We start from the raw sequence: 20,280 nt of genomic DNA, 5'->3' as shown, positions 1-20,280 counted from the left end.
CCGTCGCGGGAATTATGCAGCGAAATCGTCGTCCCGCATCCGCATGCCGGGCCGTCGCCTCTGGAGCGAGACATGAACCAACGGCAGTACCCCGCCGCCGCCGCCGCGCACGTCTACCTGTTCGCGACCTGCCTGGTCGACCTGTTCGTCCCCGAAGCCGGGCTCGACGCGGTCCGCCTGCTGGAACGCGAAGGCCTGACCGTCCACTATCCACGCGGCCAGAGCTGCTGCGGGCAGCCGGCCTACAGCAGCGGCAATCCCGACGAGGCGCGCCGCGTCGCGGCCGCGCAGCTCGACCTGTTCGCCGAACCGTGGCCCGTGATCGTGCCGTCGGGCTCGTGCGGCGGCATGATCCGGCACCATTGGCCGGCGCTGTTCGCCGACGATCCGGTCCACGGCCCCAAGGCGCGTGCGATTGCGGAACGGACCTACGAACTCACCGAATTCCTCGTACACGTGCTCGACGTGCGGCTCGCTGCGCTCGCCGCGCCGGCCGGCGCCGACGAGCGCGTGGTGCTGCACACGTCGTGCGCGGCCCGCCGCGAGATGGGCACGCGCGTGCACGGCGTCGCGCTCGTCGACGCGCTGCCGGGCGTGACGCGCATCGAACACGAACGCGAATCCGAATGCTGCGGCTTCGGCGGCACGTTCTCGCTGAAGCATCCCGACATCTCCGGCGCGATGGTGCGCGACAAGGTCGCATCGGCCTGCGCGACGGGCTGCGACCGGCTCGTGTCCGCCGACTGCGGCTGCCTGCTGAACATCGGCCACGCGGCCGACCAATCCGGCGCGCCGCTGCCGGTCGAGCACCTCGCCAGCTTCCTGTGGCGGCGCACGGCCGGCGCCGCATCGCTGCGCGGAGACAAGCGATGAGCGCGCGCGACGCCATCCTCCAGCGGCTGCGCGCCGCCGCCCCGGGTGTCGCCGCCGAGGCCGCCCCCGCGCTCGACGCGCGCATCGACACGCATTACGACATGCGCCGCATGCAAACCGAGACGGCACACGAACCGCACACACTTGCCCTCACGATGCAGGCCGCGCTCGCCGCGTCGCACGCGGACGTCTGGTGCGCGACCGGCGACGAGTGGCCCGCTCAGCTCGCCGCGCGGCTCGCCGAGGCCGGCGTGCGCCGCCTGCTGCTCGACCCGGCCCGTGCCGAATCCGCGGCGCTCGCCCGCGCGCTGCCCGACACGGTCGTGCCGGTGCCGTTCGACCGGCCGATCGACGCATGGAAGACCGAACTGTTCGACACGATCGACGCGGGCTTCACCGTTGCGCGCTCGGGCATCGCCGCCACCGGCACCGTCGTGCTCGCACCCGATGCCGGCACGCCGCGCACGGTGTCGCTGGTGCCGCCGCTGCATGTCGCGCTCGTCCATGCGAACACGCTGCACCCCGACCTGCACGCGGCCGTGCACACGGAGCGCTGGCACGCCGGCATGCCGACCAACCTCGTGCTGGTATCGGGCCCGTCGAAAACCTCCGACATCCAGCAGACGCTCGCCTATGGCGCACACGGCCCGCGCCGCCTGTGGGTCGTGATCGTCACCGATACGGCCGCCACCGCCAGCGAGGCTCTCCCGCAATGAACGACCAGTCGCTGCACTTCGTCGCCCCCGGCGACTTCAAGGCCCGCGCGCGCGCCGCGCTCGACGATCCCGCACTGCGCAAGAGCTTTCGTGGTGCGATGGACTTCCTGCAAGGCAAGCGCGCGACGCAGTTCCCCGACGACGCGGAGCTGCAGCAGTTGCGCGATCTCGGCGAAGCCGTGCGGCAGCACGCGCTCGCGCAATTGCCCGCCCTGCTCGAACGGCTGGAAACGAAGCTCACCGAAGCAGGCGTGCACGTGCACTGGGCCGAGACGGCCGCCGACGCGAACGCGATCGTGCTCGGCATCGCGCAGGCGAAGAAGGCCCGCCGCGTGATCAAGGGCAAGTCGATGGCGAGCGAGGAAATCGAGCTGAACCACGCCCTCGCGGAGCACGGCGTCGACTGCATCGAATCCGACATGGGCGAATTCATCGTGCAGCTCGCGGGCGAGAAGCCGTCGCATATCGTGATGCCGGCGATCCACAAGACGCGCGGCGACATCGCCGAGCTGTTCGAGGCGCACATCCCCGGCACGCGCTACACCGAGGACGTCGACGAGCTGATCCAGACCGGCCGGCGCGCGTTGCGCCGCGCGTTCGCCGAGGCGGACATCGGCCTGTCCGGCGTGAACTTCGCGGCGGCCGACACGGGCACGCTGTGGCTCGTCGAGAACGAAGGCAACGGCCGCCTGTCGACGACGGTGCCCGACACGCACGTCGCGATCATGGGGATCGAGAAGGTCGTCGAGAAGCTCGAGCACATCGTGCCGCTGTCGAGCCTGCTCACGCGCTCGGCCACCGGCCAGGCGATCACGACCTACTTCAACCTGATCTCGGGCCCGCGCCGCGACGGCGAACGCGACGGCCCGCGCGAGCTGCATCTCGTGCTGCTCGACAACGGCCGCACGCAGGCCTACGCGGACGAGCAGTTGCGCGCGACGCTGCAGTGCATCCGCTGCGGCGCGTGCATGAACCACTGCCCCGTCTATACGCGCATCGGCGGCCACGCCTACGGCACGACCTACCCGGGCCCGATCGGCAAGATCATCTCGCCGCACCTGCTCGGCCTCGACGCGACGGCCGACCTGCCGACCGCATCGACGCTGTGTGGCGCCTGCGGCGAGGTGTGCCCGGTGCGGATCCCGATCCCGCAACTGCTCGTGCGGCTGCGCACCGAAGCGAACCGCAAGCCTAACGAGCCCGTCGCGCATCCGCTGCGCGGCCAGGGCGCGAACTACAACCGCGCGGAAGACCTCGTGTGGCGCTTCTGGTCGGGGGCGTTCGCGCATCCGCGTGCATACCGCGCGTTCCGCTGGACCGCAACGCGGCTGCGTGCGCTGACGCCCGCAAAGCAGATGGGCTGGACGCAGCACCGCACGCCGCTCGAACCGGCGCCGCGCAGCCTGTCCGACCTGCTGCGCGCCCGCGGCCAGCCCGAATAGCCGTTTCGTTTTTCAAGCCGTATCGACAAAAACCTATGGAGGAGACATCCATGCAAGCCTGGCATCAGATCTACACGCCGCTCGGCAGCCTCGGGCTGTCGGCGTTCGTCGCCGCAATCCCGATCATCTTCTTTTTCGTCGCGCTGGCCGCGCTGCGGCTCAAGGGCCACGTCGCCGCGGCGATCACGCTGCTGCTGTCGCTCGGCGTCGCGATCCTCGCGTACGGGATGCCCGTGCCGCAGGCGCTCGCGGCGGCCGGCTTCGGCTTCGCGTACGGCATCTGGCCGATCGCGTGGATCATCGTCGCGGCCGTGTTCCTGTACAAGATCGTCGTGAAGACCGGCCAGTTCGACATCATTCGCGCGTCCGTGCTGTCGATCACCGACGACCAGCGCCTGCAGATGCTGCTGATCGGCTTCTCGTTCGGCGCGTTCCTCGAAGGCGCGGCCGGCTTCGGCGCGCCCGTCGCGATCACGGCGGCGCTGCTCGTCGGCCTCGGCTTCAAGCCGCTGCACGCGGCAGGACTGTGCCTGATTGCAAACACGGCACCGGTCGCGTTCGGCGCGATGGGCATTCCGATCATCGTCGCCGGGCAGGTGACGGGCATCGACCCGTTCCATATCGGCGCGATGGCCGGCCGCCAGCTGCCGCTGCTGTCGCTCGCGGTGCCGTTCTGGCTCGTGTTCATGATGGACGGGCTGCGCGGCGTGCGGCAGACCTGGCCGGCCGCGCTCGTCGCGGGCGGCAGCTTCGCGGTGACGCAGTACTTCACGTCGAACCACATCGGGCCCGAGCTGCCGGACATCACGTCGTCGCTCGTCAGCCTCGTCGCACTCGCCGCGTTCCTGAAGGTGTGGCAGCCGCGCACCGCGCAGCAGACGGCCGGCGGCCTCGTCGCGTCGGGCGGCGGCGCCGCGCTCGCGGGCTTCGGCGGCGCAGCCGCAGGCTCGCGCAGCGGCTTCGGCACCGGCACGAGCCGGCAGGCGTCGCCGTACACGCTCGCGCAAACCGTGCGCGCGTGGTCGCCGTTCCTGATCCTGACGGCCGTCGTCACCGTATGGAGCATCGCGCCGTTCAAGGCGCTGTTCGCCGCGCACGGCGCACTCGCGTCGACCGTGCTGAAGTTCCATGTGGCGGGGCTCGACCAGCTCGTCGTGAAAACCGCGCCGATCACCGCGACGCCGAAGGCGCTCGACGCGGTGCTGAAGATCGATCTCGTGTCGGCGGTGGGCAGCGCGATCCTCGTGACCGCGCTGATCTCGATGGCGCTGCTGCGGATGAAGCCGCGCGACGCGCTCGTGACGTTCGGCGAGACGCTGAAGGAACTGACGCGCCCGATCCTGTCGATCGGCCTCGTGCTGGCGTTTGCGTTCGTCGCGAACTATTCGGGGATGTCGTCGACGCTCGCGCTGATGCTGACCGCGACCGGCGCCGCGTTCCCGTTCTTCTCGCCGTTCCTCGGCTGGCTCGGCGTGTTCCTGACCGGTTCGGACACGTCGTCGAACGCGCTGTTCTGCTCGCTGCAGCAGGCCACGGCCCATCAGCTCGGCGTGCCCGAGACGCTCGCGGTGGCCGCGAACACGACGGGCGGCGTGACCGCGAAGATGATCTCGCCGCAGTCGATCGCGGTCGCCTGCGCGGCGACGGGCCTCGTCGGCAAGGAATCGGAGCTGTTCCGCTTCACGGTGCGGCACAGCCTGCTGTTCGCGGTGATCGTCGGGTTGATCACGCTCGCGCAGGCGTACGTGCTGCCGGGGATGGTGCCGTAAGCGGCGGCCGCCCAAAAACAAAACCCCACGCCCGGAAGAGCGTGGGGTTTTTCATGTCGCCGCTGGATCGCCCGCCGCGGCAGGCGACCGGTTGCGCGATCAGCTGCCCTTCGCGATGCGATCCTCGATGTGCTGCGCACGGCTCGCCGACGACGGGTGCGAATCCATCATCGAGCTCTTGCCGCCGTCGAGCTTCGCGAGCTTCTGGAATGCGGTGACGAGACCCTTCTGGTTCATGCCCTTCTGCTTCATCAGGTCGAACGAGTAGTCGTCGGCCGCGCTTTCCTGCGTCTGCGAGAATTGCGCGTTGATGAACTTCTCGGTGATGTCGCCGAGCTGCGAGCTCGTCAGTGCCGCCACGCCCGGCGATGCCGCGCCGGCCGCGGTGCGCGCCGCGCTGACCGCGTAGGCCGTCTGCATCGCCTTCTTCGAGTGACCCAGGGCGACGTGGCCCATTTCATGGCCGATCACGCCGCGCAGCTCGTCGTCGTTCATCTGGTCCATCAGGCCGCTGTACACGCGCACGCAGCCGTTGCCCATCGCCCACGCGTTGACGTCCTTGGTCATGTAGACCTTGTAGTTGATCTTCTGGCCGTTCAGCGTCATGTCGCCGAAGCCCTTCATCACCTTCGTCAGGCGCTTCGCGTACGCGCTGTTCGCCGGCGCGATCTTCGATTCGGCATCGCTCGCCTTGCACGAGTCGTTCGACAGTGCGGCGATGTCGCTGTCCGACAGCGTCGCTGCCTTGTACAGGCTGGTCCCCGCCGACGTCAGGCTGTTCGCGTCAAGGCTCTGTACCCCGCCGCACGCGCTCAACAGAAACGCCACGCCACACGCTGCCACCGCTTTCTTGAGTTGCATCCCGGAATCCCTCGATAGTTGTATTTGGGAGCGGCGATTTTGCATAATCCGGCAGAAAATTACCAGATGTTTACATCCGATGACACGTTGATTACTCGACGAACAGGGACGAAACGGCGCGTCGACACGGGATTGACGACGGAAAACGGAGCAATCGCCGCAGCCGGGCGACGACCGGAACGGGAAACGGGCGGGCTCAGGCCGTCTGGCCGTGGCGTCGCGTCAGCCGCCGCGCGACCAGCATCGGCAGCCGCACCGCGAAGCCGGTGAACAGGCGCAGGTGCATCCACGCGAGCAGCGCGTTGTCGCGGCCGTAGTGGAAGTGCGAGACGCCGCCCTCGTGACGGCCGAAATAGCGCACCGGCGCGTCGATGCGGATCGGCCGCACGCCGGCCCAGCACAACCGCACGGCCGCCTCGGGATCGAAGTCGAAGCCGCGCATCCACGGCTGGCGGCGCATGATCGCGGCCAGCGGCGCGACCGGATACACGCGGAACCCGTACAGCGAATCGCCGATCCCGGCCCACAGCGTCTCGAGGTCGGCCCACGCGTTCGACAGCCGGCGCCCCTGCACGCGCAACTGCGGCGCGCTCGCGTCGAACTTCGGCACGCCCAGCACCATCGCGTCGGGCGCGGCCTGCGACGCGGCCATGAATGCGGGAATCAGGTCGGCCGGATGCTGGCCGTCGGAATCCATCGTCAACACATGCGTGAAGCCGCTCGCGGCCGCCGCGTCGAGCCCGGCGAGCACCGCGGCGCCCTTGCCGCGGTTCTCCGGCAGCACGATCACGCGCAGCCCCGGGTCGCGCTCGGCCATCGCCTGCAGCCGTTCGGCGCTGCCGTCGGTGCTGCCGTCGACGACGACCCACACCGGATTCCACTGCGCGCGGGCATTGCGCACGGTCGTGTCGACCTTGGCACCCGGGTTGTAGCTCGGAATCAGGACGAGATGGGTGGACGAGGCGTGCAGCTTGGACATGGAAACGGCCGATTGCGAAGACGGGGATCCTGACAAAAGTTTATGACTTGCCGGCGACCGTCGGCAGGCTTCGTCGACGTCGCCCGCATGCGGGGCCGGCGGCTCGATCGTGAGGTTTTCTCGCTTCATGACAGCCACGCCTCCTGATGACCCGTGCTGGCCTCGATCTCGACCAGCAGGTCGTCGCGGCACACGTCCGCATGGACGACGAGCGGCCGCACGCCGGGGCCGGCCGCCTCGCGCAGCACGCGCTCGATCGCGGCCAGCGCCGCGGCATCGCCGGCGTCGCGCACGTAGACGCGATAGCTCAGGTCGGCGAGCGAGAACGGGCCGTGCCCCTGGCGCGCGGCCTGCTCGAGCACGGCCGCGAGGTTCGCGACCGTCTCGCGCGTTTGCGCGACGACGTCGCCGTGATGCACGGTGCGGTGCCCGACGATGCTCGCGGTGCCCGACACGAACAGCACCGGCGCGGCATCGCCGTCCGACCACGCGGCGGCGCGCGCGAACGTCGGCGCACGCGGGCCGTACTCGGCCGGATAGTGATACGCGCTGACCTGGCGCGGGTTCTCGACCGGATCGGCCGGCGTGCGGCTCGCGAGGAAATGAATCGCGAGCGGCGCGGCCGGCGATGCATCGCCCGCGACCGGCACGACCGAGCCGAGCGCGCAGGCGGCCGGCACGCCGCCCGTCAGCGCGCGGCGACACGCATCGAACGCGTGCTGGCGGCCGATATTGAACTGACGATAGCGCTCGATCCCGAACTGCATCGCATTGATCGCCGGCACGGTATTCCAGATGCGCAGCGGATGCGGCATGCCGAGCGAATCGAGCACGTCGAACAGTGCGCGGTACGCGTCGCGGGTCGCGCGTTCGAGCGGGGTGCCGCTGTCGTGCGATTCGTTCGCCTCACGTGCTGCTTCGTGCACGACGATGCTGCCGAACACGAGGCCCGCCGTTTCGCTGTACCGATAGTGCAGCGCGCCGCGCCGTTCGCTGCGCAGGTCGCGCGCACGGCATTGCCAGATTTCGCAGATGGCGTCGTCCGGCGCGATGCCGGCGCCGAGCAGCGTCATCGGCACCGGGGCGACCGGCAGGTCGGGCACGACTTCGGCCAGCATCCGTGCTGCCGCGTCCGCTCGTGATTCGGCATGCGAAGCCGTGTCCGCGCCGATGCATACCGCACCCAATGCGCCGGGAAACGCGCGCTCGAATCCATCGCCACTGCCACGCGCATCGTGCAGCAATGCGGCGAGCCGCGCATGGCTCGTCCGGACGAGCCGCAGTGCTCGGCCGCCGCCGTGCGCGAGCGCTTCGCCCGATCGCGATGCGGCCGGCCCGGCCGCCGTCTGCCCGCGCACGACGGGCGCGGTGGAGGACGACAAGGAACACGGGCGCCGTTCGGCGTCGACTGGATGCACGGACACTTCGATTTCCTCACTATGCGGCGCAGGCCGCGCAACCTCGCGGCCTGCGCCGCGTTGCGTTACGTCACGCCGACGCTGCGCGCTTCGTCAGGCGAGCCCGCCGTTGACGGACAGCACCTGCCCCGTCACATAGGCCGCGGCGTCGGACACCAGATACGCGACCATCGCCGCGACTTCGTCGGGCCGGCCCGCGCGCTGCGCGGGCACGAGCTGCTTGATGCGTTCCGCGGGAAACGCGTACCCGGCCATCGGCGATTCGATGATGCCGGGCGCGACCGCGTTCACGGTGATGCCGCGCGACGCGAGCTCCAGCGACAGCGACTTCGTCGCGCCGATCAGCCCCGCCTTCGCGGCCGCGTAGTTGACCTGGCCGCGATTGCCGGTCACGCCGGCCACCGACGCGATGTTGACGATCCGGCCGCGCCGCGTGCGGATCATCGGCAACAGCAGCGGCTGCGTGACGTTGAAGAAGCCGTTGAGCGTCACGTCGAGCACGCTGTGCCACTGCCGGCGCGACATGCCGGCCATCGGCGCATCGTCGTGAATGCCCGCGTTGTTGACGAGGATCTGCACCGGCGCATCGTCGATGAACGGCTTCAGCGCGGCGAGCGTCGCATCGGCGTCGGTCACGTCGAACGCGATCGCGTGCGCGGTGCCGCCGGCCGCGACGATCTGCTGCGCGACCGCCTCCGCCTGCGCGAGATGACGGTTCGCATGCACCCACACTTCGTGGCCAGCCTGCGCGAGCGCCGTGCAGATCGCCTGCCCGAGTGCGCCGCTGCCGCCCGTCACGAGACCCCGCATCGAATTGCTCCGTTCATCGCGTTCCACCTCGACCGACGCGGCCGCGTATCGTCTGCCGATCGCGGCCGCCTGCCGTCATCATCTGCACGTCGCGCCCGTGGCGCGACCCCGTCACTTCGTGCGGTGCGCGGCGACGTACGCCGCCAGTGCACCGAGCGTCGCAAAGATCTTCTGGTTGTCCGGATTGTCCGAACGCAGCTCGAAGCCGTATTTCTTCGAGATCAGCAGGGCGATTTCCAGGATGTCGATGGAGTCGAGCCCGAAACCCTCGCCATACAGCGGGGTCTCGGCCGTCACTGTTTCGAGCGTGACGTCTTCGAGATTCAGTTCGCCGATGATCAGCGTGGCGAGCTCTTGTTCCAGTGCGTTCATCATGCGTGCGGGCAGGCGGCCCGTGGCAGCGGAAGGTGCCCGGAAACGGCTGTCGCCATGCACGCCCGGCGCGTGCGAATCTCCGTCCCTCCGGCGTCTGCCGGCTTCCCCGCCTGCTTTATTGGGGGATCGTTTGTAAAAGTTACGCGGATTCTAGACGAACGGGTATCGGGCCGTATACGGCCAATGGTTACAGACTGGCGAGCCGGCACCGCAGCCCGTTTCGGGACCCGAATGCACGAGACGCTTGAGCCGCTTTGGATGGAAATGGACCGACCCCGCCAAACCGTTCGTCCCGCGCCATACAATCGGTTACAAAACCCGTTCGCGCCCGCCCCGAACACGCGGTGCCGCGGCCCTAAAATGAGCGTGCCCGACCACCGGCCCGGACCCGCGTCCCAGCCGCCATTCATATGATGTTTGACGGCCCGACCACCACGTCCGGCCACGATCCGCCCGATGTCGCCAGTCATGCCGCGCCCGACCTTCCGCTCCGTTCCGGTTCGCCCGTCCGCCCGCTGCCGCCCGGCCGCCGGGCATGCGTTCGCGCGCCGTGTGCGCGGAGGCCGCCGATGAGCCGGCTGCTGCCCGCCGCGCGCGGCCTCGCCGCGGTCGGCGCCGTCGCGGCGTACCAGGCCGGCGCGCACTACGCGGCCGCGACACCCGGCGCGCACGGCTTCGGCCTCGCGATGGCACTGGTGCCGCCGCTGCTGCTCGCACTCGGTGCGGCGCTGCGCTCGCCGCATCGCGCATGGCTCGTGCCGGCGTGGCTGCTTGCCGCCACCGTGCTGTGGGCCGCGCGCGTGCCGCTCGCCCGGCATTTCGAATGGGGCCTGTATCTGGAACACGCGAGTTTCAACCTCGCGATGGCGCTAGTGTTCGGCCGCACGCTCGCCGCCGGCCAGGTGCCGCTGTGCACGCGCTTCGCGACGATGATCCACGGCGCGATCACGCCGGCCGTCGCGCGCTACACCCGGCAGATCACGCTCGCATGGACGCTGTTCTTCGTCGCGATCGCCGCCGTGTCGACGCTGCTGTTCGCGACCGCGCCGATCGTCACGTGGTCGACGTTCGCGAACTACCTGTCGCCGCCGCTCGTCGCCGTGATGTTCGCCGCCGAGCATGCGTGCCGGCGGTTCGCACTGCCGCACGAACCGCGGCCGCGCATGGTCGATGCGGTGCGCGCGTATCGCGCGACGACGCACGCATCGCAGCCGTCACGATGAATTCCCGGCCGGCGCGCCGCGCCGGCCTTCGCTCCCGTTTCGACCGATTTATGCCGACTCACCCGCTGGTTTTCCATTCGTCGCCGGACCAGACGATCGCCTGGCGCGACGGCGCGCCCGTCACCGTGCGCGCATTCGTCGCCGACGTCGCGCGCGTGGCCGCCGCGCTGCCCGCCGGCGGCCACGTGTTCAACGTGTGCCGCGACCGTTACCGCTTCGCGGTCAGCCTGTGCGCGGCGCTCGTTGCCGGCAAGATCAGCCTGCTGCCGTCGACGCACACGCCGGAAATGGTTCGCCAGCTCGCATCGTTCGCGCCCGACGCGTTCTGCCTGCACGACGCGCCCGACTGCGCGATCGACCTGCCGCGCTTCGCGTACCCCGATGCCGCCCCCGGCGAGCGCGCGAGCGATGCGCCGTTCGTCGTGCCGCAGATCGACGCGGCGCGAATCATGGCCTACGTGTTCACGTCCGGCTCGACCGGCGCACCGGTGCCGCACCGCAAGACCTGGGGCTTCCTGGTCGGCTGCGTGCGCGCGGCGGCCGACCGCCTCGGGCTGCTCGACGGCCGCGCGGCCACGCTGATCGGCACGGTGCCCGCGCAGCACATGTACGGCTTCGAGTCGACGGTGCTGCTCGCGCTGATCGGCGGCCTCGCGTTCAGCAACCGCCAGCCGTTCTACCCGGTCGACATTCGCGACGAACTCGACACGATCCCGCAGCCGCGCGTGCTCGTCACGTCGCCGATCCACCTGCGCGCGCTGCTGGCGGCCGGCCAGGCGCTGCCGCCCGCGGCGCTCGTGCTGTCGGCCACCGCGCCGCTGTCGGAAAAGCTCGCGTGCGAAGCCGAAGCCGCGCTCGACGCGCCGCTCGTCGAGATCTACGGCAGCACCGAAACCGGCCAGATCGCGACCCGTCGCACGTCGCAAGGCGCGACCTGGGCGTTGTTCCCGGGCATCCGGCTCGATGCGCGCGACGAACCGGAAAGCGACGACGGCGAGCCGACGATCTGGGTGTCGGGCGGGCACGTCGAGGCGCCCGTGCCGATGGGCGATGCGCTCGAACTGCTCGGCGACGGCCGGTTCCTGCTGCACGGCCGCAAGGCCGACCTCGTCAACATCGCCGGCAAGCGCACGTCGCTCGCGTACCTGAACCATCAGCTCAATGCGATTGCGCAGGTGATCGACGGCGTGTTCTTCATGCCCGACGAAGCCGCGCCCGCCCAGGCCGGCGCGGGCCTCGAACCGGTCACGCGCCTCGTCGCGCTGGTCGTCGCACCGACGCTCGCGGCCGCCGATCTGCAGCGCGCGCTGCGCGAGCGGATCGATCCCGCGTTCATGCCGCGCCCGCTCGTGTTCGTCGACGCGCTGCCGCGCAACGAAACCGGCAAGCTGCCGCGCGACGTGCTCGCCGCGCTCGTGGCGCAACATGCGCGCACCGCAGCCGCGCCGACGCCCATCCGCGACCCGGCCGGCGCGCCCGCGCCGGCGCTCGGGTTCACGATCCCCGCCGATCACCCGGCACTGCCCGGCCACTTCCCCGGCCATCCGGTCGTGCCGGGCGTCGTGCTGCTCGATCACGCAATCCATGCGATCGGTGCGGCTCTCGACCGTCCGCTGCACACGTGGCGGCTCGGGTCCGCGAAATTCCTGAGCCCGGTCGCACCCGGCGAACCGCTCGATCTCGCGTACGACGCCGCGGCGAGCGGTGCGATCCGCTTCACGCTGCGCGCCGGGGCGCGCGAAGTCGCGAGCGGCGTTCTGTCAGCGCCGCCGGCCGCGCAGGATGGCGCGCAGCCATGAAGCGCACCGCGTGGGCCGAACGCCAGGAACGCAGCAATGCGGGCTTGCTGCGCGCGATGACATGGATCTCGCTGCGCTTCGGCCGGCAGCGCGCACGCGTCGTGCTGCACCTGATCGCGACGTATTTCGTGCTGTTCTCGCCGGTTGCGTGCGCGGCGTCGCGCGACTACCTGCGCCGCGTGCTCGGACGCCCCGTGCGCTGGCGTGACGTGTACCGGCACGTGTTCACGTTCGCGGCGACGATCCACGACCGCATCTACCTGATGAACGGACGCTTCGACCTGTTCGACATCCGGCTGCACGGTGAAACGCTCGTCGACGACGCGCTCGCGGGCGGACGCGGCGCGTTCCTGATGGGCGCGCACCTCGGCAGCTTCGAGGTCGTGCGCGCGATCGGCCGCACGCACCCGGCCCTGCGCGTGGTCGTGACGATGTACGAGAAGAACGCGCGCAAGATCAACGCGACGCTCGCCGCGGTGAATCCCGCCGCGCAGCCGGAGGTGATTCCGCTCGGGCAGGTCGACTCGATGCTGAAGGTGCGCGAGCGCCTCGACGCGAACTGCATGGTCGGCATGCTCGCCGACCGCACGCTGCTCGACGACGCGGCCGCGTCGCTGCGCCGGCTGCCGCTGCTCGGCGCGCCCGCCGCGTTCCCGCTCGGGCCGCTCTACATGGCCGCGATGCTGAAGCGCCCGGTGATCTTCATGACGGGCCTCTATCGCGACGGCAACCGCTACGATGTGCACTTCGAGACGCTCGCCGATTTCTCCGACGTGCGGCGCGACGCACGCGCGGCGGCCGTCGACGCGGCACTCGTGCGCTACGTCGCGCTGCTCGACAAATACTGCCGCGCGGCACCGTACAACTGGTTCAACTATTTCGACTTCTGGCAAGGCGGCGATGCCGCAACCGCGACCGCACGCAGCGACGCGGCATGCGCCGGTGCCGACCTGTCCGCCACGAGGGATTCCGACGCATGACCGCCGTTCGCCGCTGCCTGCCCACGCTCCCGTCCACGCTGCGTCGCGCCGTCCGCACGCTGGCCGTCGCCGTCGCTGCGACCACCGCCGCAATCGCGCTGGCTGCCGCGCCCGCGCAGGCGGCCGACACGGCACCGGCGTGGAACCTCGACCGGTTGATGTCGACGCTTGCGCAACACAAGTCGGGGCGCGCGACGTTCACCGAGACGAAGACCCTGTCGATCGCGACGCAGCCGGTCGAATCATCCGGCGAACTCGTGTTCGTCGCGCCCGACCATCTCGAGAAGCACACGCTGAGCCCGAAGCCCGAACACCTCGTCGTCGATGGCGACATGCTCACCGTCGAGCGCAACAACCGCAAGTTCACGCTCGCGCTCGCACGCTATCCGGAACTCGGCGCGTTCATCGACAGCATCCGCGCGACGCTCGCCGGCAACCGCTTCGCGCTCGAACAGGTGTACAAGGTCGCGCTCGCCGGGCGCGGCGACGACTGGACGCTGACGCTCACGCCGCTCGACTCGCGGATGCTGAAAGTCGTCAGCACGATCACGCTCGACGGTACGCGCGACGTGTTGCGCAGCGTCGCGATCCGGCAGGCCGACGGCGACCGCTCGGTGATGCGGCTGCGGCCCGTTCCGGCGAACCCGAACTGATGGACGAACGCACCCGGCCCCCCGCGTCACCGGTCGCGCGCCGCCTGCACGCGCTGCGGCAGCGTGCCGTGCTCGCGTGGCTGCTCGCGCTCGTCGCATGCGGCGTCGCGATCGGGCGCGCGCACTTCACGGCCGACCTGTCCGCGTTCCTGCCGAGCGCGCCGAGCGCCGGGCAGCGCGTGCTCGTCGACCAGTTGCGCGACGGCGTCGTGTCGCGGCTGATCCTCGTCGCGATCGACGGCGGCGATGCCACGACGCGCGCCGCGCTGTCGCGACGCGTCGCCGGCGCGCTGCGCACCGATCCGCAATTCGCGGCCGTTCACAACGGCGAAGCCGCGAACGACGCGCGCGATCGCCAGTTCATCTTCGATCACCGCTACCTGCTGAGCCCGGCCGTCACGCCGCAGCGCTTCAGCGCCGCCGGCCTGCATCAGGCGCTCGGCGACAGCCTCGACCTGCTGAGTTCGTCGGCCGGCCTCGTGGCCAAGGCGATGCTGCCGCGCGACCCGACCGGCGAAGTCGCCACGCTCGTCGATCAGTTCGACAGCGCGGCGGAACCGGCGAGCCGCGATGGCGTGTGGGCATCGCGCGACGGCACGCGCGCGGTGCTCGTCGTGCAGACGGCCGCCGCCGGTTCCGATACCGACGCGCAGGCCCGCGCGATCCACACCGTGCGCGATGCATTCGCCGCCGCCAAGCAGGCCGTGCCGAACACCGCCGCGACCACGCTCGCGATGACGGGCCCCGGCGTGTTCTCGGTCGACACGCGCGACACGATCCGGCATGACGTCGAGCGGCTGTCGATGGCGAGCGTCGTGCTGATCGTCGCGCTGCTGCTGACGCTGTACCGTTCGCCGCGCACGCTCGCGCTCGGCTTGCTGCCGGTGCTGACGGGTGTCGCGGCGGGCATCGCGGCGGTCAGCATCGCGTTCGGCACGGTCCACGGGCTGACGCTCGGCTTCGGCACGACGCTGATCGGCGAAGCCGTCGACTATTCGATCTACCTGTTCGTGCAATCGGCGCAGGCCGGCACGCGTGGCGCGGCGCGCCCGGCCGACGCGACGCGCGCATGGGTCGCCGCGTACTGGCCGACGATCCGGCTCGGCGTGCTGACGTCCGTGTGCGGGTTCGCGTCGATGCTGTTCTCCGGATTCCCGGGCCTCGTGCAACTCGGGCTGTATTCGATCGTCGGGCTGACGGCCGCCGCGCTCGTCACGCGCTTCGTGCTGCCGCACCTGCGCGGCGAGCATGTCGCGATCCGCGACGTGTCGCGCGTCGGCGCCGTGCTCGCGCGTGCGGCCGACGCCGCGCCGCGATTGCGCTGGCCGCTCGCCGTGCTGGTGATCGCCGCGGCCGCGACGCTCGTGCTGCATCGCGACGGGCTGTGGAGCCGCGAGCTCGCCGCGCTCAGCCCCGTGCCGGCGCAAGCGCAGGTGCTCGACGCGCGGCTGCGCGCCGATGTCGGCGCGCCCGATGTGCGCTATCTCGTCGTGATTTCCGCCTCGACCGAACAAACCGCGCTCGAAGGCGCCGAAAAGGTCGCCGCGCAATTGCAGCCGCTCGTCGACCGGGGCGCGCTCGCCGGCTTCGAAAGCCCCGCGCGCTACCTGCCGAGCGACGCCGCGCAGCGCGCACGCCAGGCGAGCCTGCCGGATGCCGACGTGCTCGCCGCGCGGATGCGCGACGCCGTCGCGAACCAGCCGATCGCGGTCAAGCCCGACCTGTTCGCACCGTTCATCACCGACGTCGGGGCCGCGCGCCACGCACCGCTGCTGACGCGCGCGGACTTGCGCGGCACGTCGATGGCGCTCGCCGTCGATGCGCTGCTGACCGAACGCGACGGCCGCTGGCGCGCGATGCTGCCGCTGCGTGCGCCGGATGCCGCCCGCGCCGCGCAACCGGCATCGAGTCTCGATGCCACGCCGATTCGCGAAGCCGTCGCCCGCGCGGGCGTGCCCGATGCGCTGTTCGTCGACATGAAGGCCGAAGCCGATCGCCTGTACGTGAGCTACGTGCACGAGGACATCCGGCTGTCGCTCGCAGGCTTCGCCGCGATCGCCGTGCTGCTGCTGATCGCGCTGCGCTCGCCGCGCCGCGCCGTGCACGCGCTCGCGCCGCTCGTCGCGGCCGTGCTGGTCGTGACGGCCGGCTTCGCGCTCGCCGGCGTGCAGCTGACGATCCTGCATCTCGTCGGGATGCTGCTGATCGTCGCGGTCGGCTCGAACTACGCGCTGTTCTTCTGCAAGCGCGACGACGCGCAGCCCGTCACGCCGTACACGCTCGTGTCGCTGCTGATCGCGAATCTCGCAACGGTTGCCGGCTTCGGGCTGCTGGCGCTGTCGCGCGTGCCGTTGCTCGAAACCTTCGGGCTGACCGTCGGCCCGGGTGCGATGCTCGCGCTCGCGTTCGCGGCGATTCTCGCGCCGCGCCCGGCCGAGGTTGCGGCCATCAACCGTCATCGAGGAAACCGCGCATGAACGCGCCGTCGTCCGTTCCGTCGCGACAGCCCGGCGATACGCGCCGCTGGAAGCCGACGCCGCTGATCGCGGGCACGGCCGCGCTGCATGCGGGCGCGGCGGCGGCCGTCGTCGCGCAGCCGGCCGCGTGGCCGTGGGCGCTCGGGGGCGTGGTCGCGTCGCATCTCGCGCTGACCGCCGCCGGCCTGTGGCCGCGCAGCACGCTGCTCGGCCCGAACTGGACGCGCCTGCCGGCCAACGCTGGCCGCCGCATCGCGCTGACGATCGACGACGGCCCGGACCCGGACGTCACGCCGCGCGTGCTCGACCTGCTCGACCGTTACGACGCGCGCGCGACGTTCTTCTGCATCGGCGATCTCGCACGCCGTCATCCGCGCTGGATCGAGGCGATCGTCGCGCGCGGTCACGCAATCGAGAACCACAGCCAGCGGCACCGGCACACGTTCTCGCTGTCGGGGCCCGCCGCGCTGCGGCCCGAGATCGCGGCCGCGCAGCAGACGCTGACCGAGCTCACCGGCACGCGCCCGCTGTTCTTCCGTGCGCCGGCCGGCCTACGCAACCCGTTTCTCGAGCCGGTGCTGTGCGAACTCGGCCTGCAGCTGGCGAGCTGGACGCGGCGCGGCTTCGACACGCGTGCGCGCGATGCCGCGACCGTCACGCGCCGCCTGCTGCACGGCCTCGCGGCGCGCGACATCCTGCTCGTGCACGACGGCCATGCGGCGCGCGATGCGCGCGGCGAACCGGTCGTGCTCGACGTGCTGCAAGCGGTGCTGCGCGCGGCCGCCGATGCGCAATTGCACTGGACCACGCTGCGCGCGGCGCTCGCGCCGGAGCCGCCCGGCGGGCGGGGCGAGCCGGCCAATTCGGCACCCCCGTTTGATAAAATCTGACCTCGAACGGCGCGCCTGCCAGCCCTGCTGCGGCGCCCGTTCCGGCCACCGGATGCGACCCTCGTGAAACCTCTCCTGCTCTCGCACTTCACCGCCACCAGCTGCATCGGCCGCGGCCTCGATGCGACCCTCGATGCGCTGCGCAACGCGCGCGGCGGGCTCCAGCCCTGCGACTTCGAACGGGCGGATCTCGACACGTGGATCGGCGCGGTGGATGACGTCGATGCGCAGCCCGTGCGGGCCGATCTCGCCGACTTCGCGTGCCGCAACAACCGCCTCGCGCAACTCGGCCTCACGCAGGACGGCTTCGACGCACGCGTCGCGGCGGCCGTCGCGCGCTACGGTGCGGCGCGCGTCGGCGTATTCATCGGCACGAGCACGGCCGGCATCCTCGAGACCGAGCACGCATACCAGCGCCGCGATCCGGCGAGCGGCGCGCTGCCCGCCGACTTCCGCTACGCGCAGACGCACAACCCGTATTCGCCGGCCGCGTTCGTGCGCGCGTTTTTCGCGCTGCGCGGGCCGGCGATGGCGATCTCGTCCGCGTGCTCGTCCGGCGCGAAAGTGTTCGGCTCCGCGCGCCGCATGATCGAAGCGGGCTTGATCGACGCGGCCGTCGTCGGCGGCGTCGATTCGCTGTGCCTGACGACGCTGTACGGCTTCAATTCGCTCGAGCTGCTGTCGCGCCAGCCGTGCCGGCCGTTCGACGTCGCACGCGACGGCATCTCGATCGGCGAGGCCGCCGCGTTCGCGCTCGTCGAACGCGTGCCCGACCCGCCCGCCGCACTCGACGCCGATGCGATCCTGCTGCTCGGCATCGGCGAATCGAGCGACGCACATCACATGTCGTCGCCGCATCCGGACGGGCTCGGCGCGCGCGTCGCGATCGAGCAGGCGCTTGCATCCGCCGGCCTGGGCGCAACCGACATCGACTACGTGAACCTGCACGGCACCGCGACGCCGAGCAACGACGCCGCCGAAAGCCGTGCGATCGGCGCGCTGTTCGCCAGCACGCCGTGCAGCTCGACGAAGGGCGCGACCGGCCATACGCTCGGCGCGGCGGGGGCGCTCGAGGCCGTCGTCGCCGCGCTCGCGCTGCGCGAGCAGTTCGTGCCGGCCGGCGTCAACACGACGCAGCCCGACCCGGCACTCGCCGCCGACTACGTGCTCGCGAGCCGCGCTCCCCGCGTGCGCGCCGTCCTGTCCAATTCGTTCGGCTTCGGCGGCACGAACTGCAGCCTGATCCTCGGCCGCGCCGACCACGCCCGCCGTTGAGGCCCGCCATGACACTCACCGCCTTCATCGAAAGCATCGGCCTCATCGGGCCCGGATTGAACGACTGGCCGCACGCGGCCGACGTGCTCGCGGGCCGCGTACCGTATGCGCCCGCCCGCACCGAGCTGCCTCCACCGGCCGGCCTGCCGTCGGCCGAGCGGCGCCGCACCGGCCCCGTCGTGCGCGTGGCGCTCGCGGCCGGCCACGAAGCGGTGGTCGCGAGCGGACGCGATGCCGCGACGATCGCGACCGTGTTCAGCGCGTCGGGCGGCGACGGCCAGAATTGCCACGCGATCTGCGAGACGCTGGCGGGCGACGACCGCCAGCTGTCGCCGACGCGCTTCCACAACTCCGTGCACAACGCGCCGGCCGGCTACTGGAGCATCGCGACCCGCGCGATGGCGACGTCGAACGTGCTGTGCGCGCACGACGGCAGCTTTGCCGCGGGCTTGCTGGAAAGCCTGTGCCAGGTCGTGGTCGATCGCGTGCCGACGCTGCTGATCGCGTACGACACCGACTATCCGGAACCGCTGCGTGCGGTGCGCCCGATCGGCGACGCATTCGGCGTGGCACTCGTGCTCGCGCCGGAAGCAAGCGAACGCGCGCTCGCCCGCATCGACGTGCAGCTCGCCGACGCACCCGCCACGCCGCTCGCGCATGCCGAGCTCGACGCACTACGCGCCGGCAATCCGGCCGCGCGCGTGCTGCCGCTGCTCGACGCCATCGCCGCGCGGCGTTCGACACGCGTCGTGCTCGACTACCTGGCCGATACGCGCGTGCAGGTCGACGTCGCGATGCCGGATACGTTCGCGGAGCGCGCGTGATGACCGCGACGATCCCGCTCGCACCGCCGCTCGACCACGCGTGGATCGCCGCGCACATTCCGCACGGCGGCACGATGTGCGTGCTCGATACGGTCGATGCGTGGGATGCCGCTCGCATCCGCTGCACTGCGACGAGCCACCGCGATCCGCACAACCCGCTGCGCGCGCACGGCCGGCTTGCCGCCGTCTGCGGGATCGAATACGCGGCGCAGGCGATGGCCGTGCACGGCGCGCTGCTCGATGCGCACGAAACGCGCCCGCGCGTCGGCTACCTGGCGAGCGTGCGCAACGTCGACGCGTTCGTCGACCGGCTCGACACGTTCGCGCAGCCGCTCGTCGTCGAAGCGGAACGCGTGAGCGGCGACGCCCGCTCGGTGCTGTACGGCTTCGCGCTGCGCTGCGGCGATCGCGTGCTGCTGTCCGGCCGCGCCGCGGTGATGCTCGACGCGTCGGCGGCCGGCGCGTTACGCCCGGGCGCGGCGCCAGCCGGCGATGCGAATCCTCGATGAAGCCGCTTACCCAAGAGAAGGAAACCAGGTCGTGAAAGTTCGTCAGTTCATTGGCACCGCGCTCGTTCTGGCGCTGATCAGCCCGATCGCGCACGCGGACATGTCGGAAGTGAAGCAGGACATCAAGCACGATTCGAAGGAAGCCGCGCACAAGACCGGCGAGGCGGCCCGCAGCTTCGGCCACGCGACCGCGAGCGCCGCGAAGGCGGTCGGCCACGGGGTCGCACACGCGTCGCGCGAAGGCTGGGATGCCACCAAGCGCACGACGAAGCGGATCTTCCACAAGAACGACTCGGGCGAGTCGGGCGGGAAGAGCGAAAAGAACGATTGATCAAGGGCATCGCGCGCATCCCCGCAGGCATGCGCGCGATGCACGACCGCTCGTCAAGCGTGACGCGTCACTGCCG

19 protein-coding genes are annotated in these 20,280 nt (G+C 70.9%); 14 read left to right on the top strand and 5 right to left on the bottom strand.

Going from position 1 to position 20,280, the window contains the following annotated elements; all coding sequences use genetic code 11:
- Window positions 1–72: 72 nt before the first annotated feature.
- From LGM56_RS22345 to LGM56_RS22330, 4 genes are read left to right on the top strand one after another with little or no spacing between them, the layout of a single operon-like run.
- On the top strand, window positions 73–873 hold the full coding sequence (locus LGM56_RS22345) for a (Fe-S)-binding protein (RefSeq protein ID WP_226206806.1): 801 nt from the start codon (window positions 73–75) through the stop codon (window positions 871–873).
- Window positions 870–1,589, top strand: a complete 720-nt coding sequence (locus tag LGM56_RS22340) for a LutC/YkgG family protein (RefSeq protein ID WP_089495635.1) — start codon at window positions 870–872, stop codon at window positions 1,587–1,589. Before LGM56_RS22345 ends, LGM56_RS22340 begins: the two co-directional genes overlap by 4 nt.
- Window positions 1,586–3,031 carry a LutB/LldF family L-lactate oxidation iron-sulfur protein gene (locus LGM56_RS22335; RefSeq protein ID WP_226206805.1) on the top strand — a complete coding sequence of 482 codons (1,446 nt, stop codon included), beginning with the start codon at window positions 1,586–1,588 and terminating at the stop codon, window positions 3,029–3,031. Before LGM56_RS22340 ends, LGM56_RS22335 begins: the two co-directional genes overlap by 4 nt.
- Before the next feature lie 50 nt (window positions 3,032–3,081).
- A complete protein-coding gene (locus LGM56_RS22330; protein ID WP_226206804.1) occupies window positions 3,082–4,800 on the top strand; it encodes a lactate permease LctP family transporter in 1,719 nt (572 codons plus the stop codon).
- A 99-nt stretch (window positions 4,801–4,899) separates the two neighbouring features.
- Here the strand turns inward: LGM56_RS22330 and LGM56_RS22325 are convergent, their stop codons facing one another.
- The 5 genes from LGM56_RS22325 to LGM56_RS22305 all read right to left on the bottom strand — a co-directional run bounded on the left by LGM56_RS22325 (window position 4,900) and on the right by LGM56_RS22305 (window position 9,240).
- On the bottom strand, window positions 4,900–5,661 hold the full coding sequence (locus tag LGM56_RS22325; RefSeq protein ID WP_089446404.1) for a M48 family metallopeptidase: 762 nt from the start codon (window positions 5,659–5,661) through the stop codon (window positions 4,900–4,902).
- Between the two features lie 196 nt (window positions 5,662–5,857).
- Complete coding sequence (locus tag LGM56_RS22320) at window positions 5,858–6,640, bottom strand: glycosyltransferase family 2 protein (RefSeq protein ID WP_089495638.1); 783 nt, start codon at window positions 6,638–6,640, stop codon at window positions 5,858–5,860.
- 125 nt (window positions 6,641–6,765) lie between these two features.
- Window positions 6,766–8,064, bottom strand: coding sequence for an endoribonuclease L-PSP (locus LGM56_RS22315; protein ID WP_226206803.1), 1,299 nt, complete (start codon window positions 8,062–8,064; stop codon window positions 6,766–6,768).
- 87 nt (window positions 8,065–8,151) lie between these two features.
- On the bottom strand, window positions 8,152–8,868 hold the full coding sequence (fabG, locus tag LGM56_RS22310) for a 3-oxoacyl-ACP reductase FabG (RefSeq protein ID WP_226206802.1): 717 nt from the start codon (window positions 8,866–8,868) through the stop codon (window positions 8,152–8,154).
- A gap of 111 nt (window positions 8,869–8,979) precedes the next feature.
- A complete protein-coding gene (locus tag LGM56_RS22305; protein WP_039360173.1) occupies window positions 8,980–9,240 on the bottom strand; it encodes a phosphopantetheine-binding protein in 261 nt (86 codons plus the stop codon).
- A gap of 572 nt (window positions 9,241–9,812) precedes the next feature.
- On the opposite strand from LGM56_RS22305, the gene LGM56_RS22300 reads away from it, so the two are divergent.
- The 10 genes from LGM56_RS22300 to LGM56_RS22255 all read left to right on the top strand — a co-directional run bounded on the left by LGM56_RS22300 (window position 9,813) and on the right by LGM56_RS22255 (window position 20,204).
- Entirely contained in the window at window positions 9,813–10,466 is a 654-nt protein-coding gene (locus LGM56_RS22300; RefSeq protein ID WP_226206801.1) for a hypothetical protein, read from the top strand.
- Between the two features lie 50 nt (window positions 10,467–10,516).
- On the top strand, window positions 10,517–12,265 hold the full coding sequence (locus LGM56_RS22295; protein WP_226206800.1) for an acyl-CoA synthetase family protein: 1,749 nt from the start codon (window positions 10,517–10,519) through the stop codon (window positions 12,263–12,265).
- Entirely contained in the window at window positions 12,262–13,245 is a 984-nt protein-coding gene (locus LGM56_RS22290; RefSeq protein WP_226206799.1) for an acyl-CoA synthetase, read from the top strand. Before LGM56_RS22295 ends, LGM56_RS22290 begins: the two co-directional genes overlap by 4 nt.
- The gene (locus LGM56_RS22285; protein WP_226206798.1) at window positions 13,242–13,898 is read left to right on the top strand and encodes an outer membrane lipoprotein carrier protein LolA; all 657 of its coding nucleotides are present in this window, start codon (window positions 13,242–13,244) and stop codon (window positions 13,896–13,898) included. The genes LGM56_RS22290 and LGM56_RS22285 overlap by 4 nt, the downstream gene beginning before the upstream one ends.
- Window positions 13,898–16,375 carry an MMPL family transporter gene (locus LGM56_RS22280; RefSeq protein WP_226206797.1) on the top strand — a complete coding sequence of 826 codons (2,478 nt, stop codon included), beginning with the start codon at window positions 13,898–13,900 and terminating at the stop codon, window positions 16,373–16,375. Before LGM56_RS22285 ends, LGM56_RS22280 begins: the two co-directional genes overlap by 1 nt.
- Window positions 16,372–17,265 (top strand): polysaccharide deacetylase family protein, encoded by an 894-nt coding sequence (locus tag LGM56_RS22275; RefSeq protein ID WP_226206796.1) that lies wholly within the window; start codon window positions 16,372–16,374, stop codon window positions 17,263–17,265. Before LGM56_RS22280 ends, LGM56_RS22275 begins: the two co-directional genes overlap by 4 nt.
- Window positions 17,266–17,328: 63 nt before the next feature.
- On the top strand, window positions 17,329–18,540 hold the full coding sequence (locus LGM56_RS22270) for a beta-ketoacyl-[acyl-carrier-protein] synthase family protein (protein WP_226206795.1): 1,212 nt from the start codon (window positions 17,329–17,331) through the stop codon (window positions 18,538–18,540).
- Window positions 18,541–18,548: 8 nt separating this feature from the next.
- Entirely contained in the window at window positions 18,549–19,364 is an 816-nt protein-coding gene (locus tag LGM56_RS22265) for a beta-ketoacyl synthase chain length factor (RefSeq protein ID WP_089495649.1), read from the top strand.
- Window positions 19,364–19,873: a hotdog family protein gene (locus LGM56_RS22260; protein WP_089495650.1), complete on the top strand. Its 510-nt coding sequence runs from the start codon at window positions 19,364–19,366 to the stop codon at window positions 19,871–19,873. The genes LGM56_RS22265 and LGM56_RS22260 overlap by 1 nt, the downstream gene beginning before the upstream one ends.
- On the top strand, window positions 19,857–20,204 hold the full coding sequence (locus tag LGM56_RS22255; protein ID WP_226206794.1) for a hypothetical protein: 348 nt from the start codon (window positions 19,857–19,859) through the stop codon (window positions 20,202–20,204). Before LGM56_RS22260 ends, LGM56_RS22255 begins: the two co-directional genes overlap by 17 nt.
- The last annotated feature ends 76 nt before the right edge of the window (window positions 20,205–20,280 follow it).

Origin of the sequence: Burkholderia sp. AU38729 (assembly GCF_020419725.1) — a bacterium.
In the GTDB taxonomy this organism is placed as follows: domain Bacteria; phylum Pseudomonadota; class Gammaproteobacteria; order Burkholderiales; family Burkholderiaceae; genus Burkholderia.
This window is presented reverse-complemented; position numbering and strand designations above follow the sequence as displayed.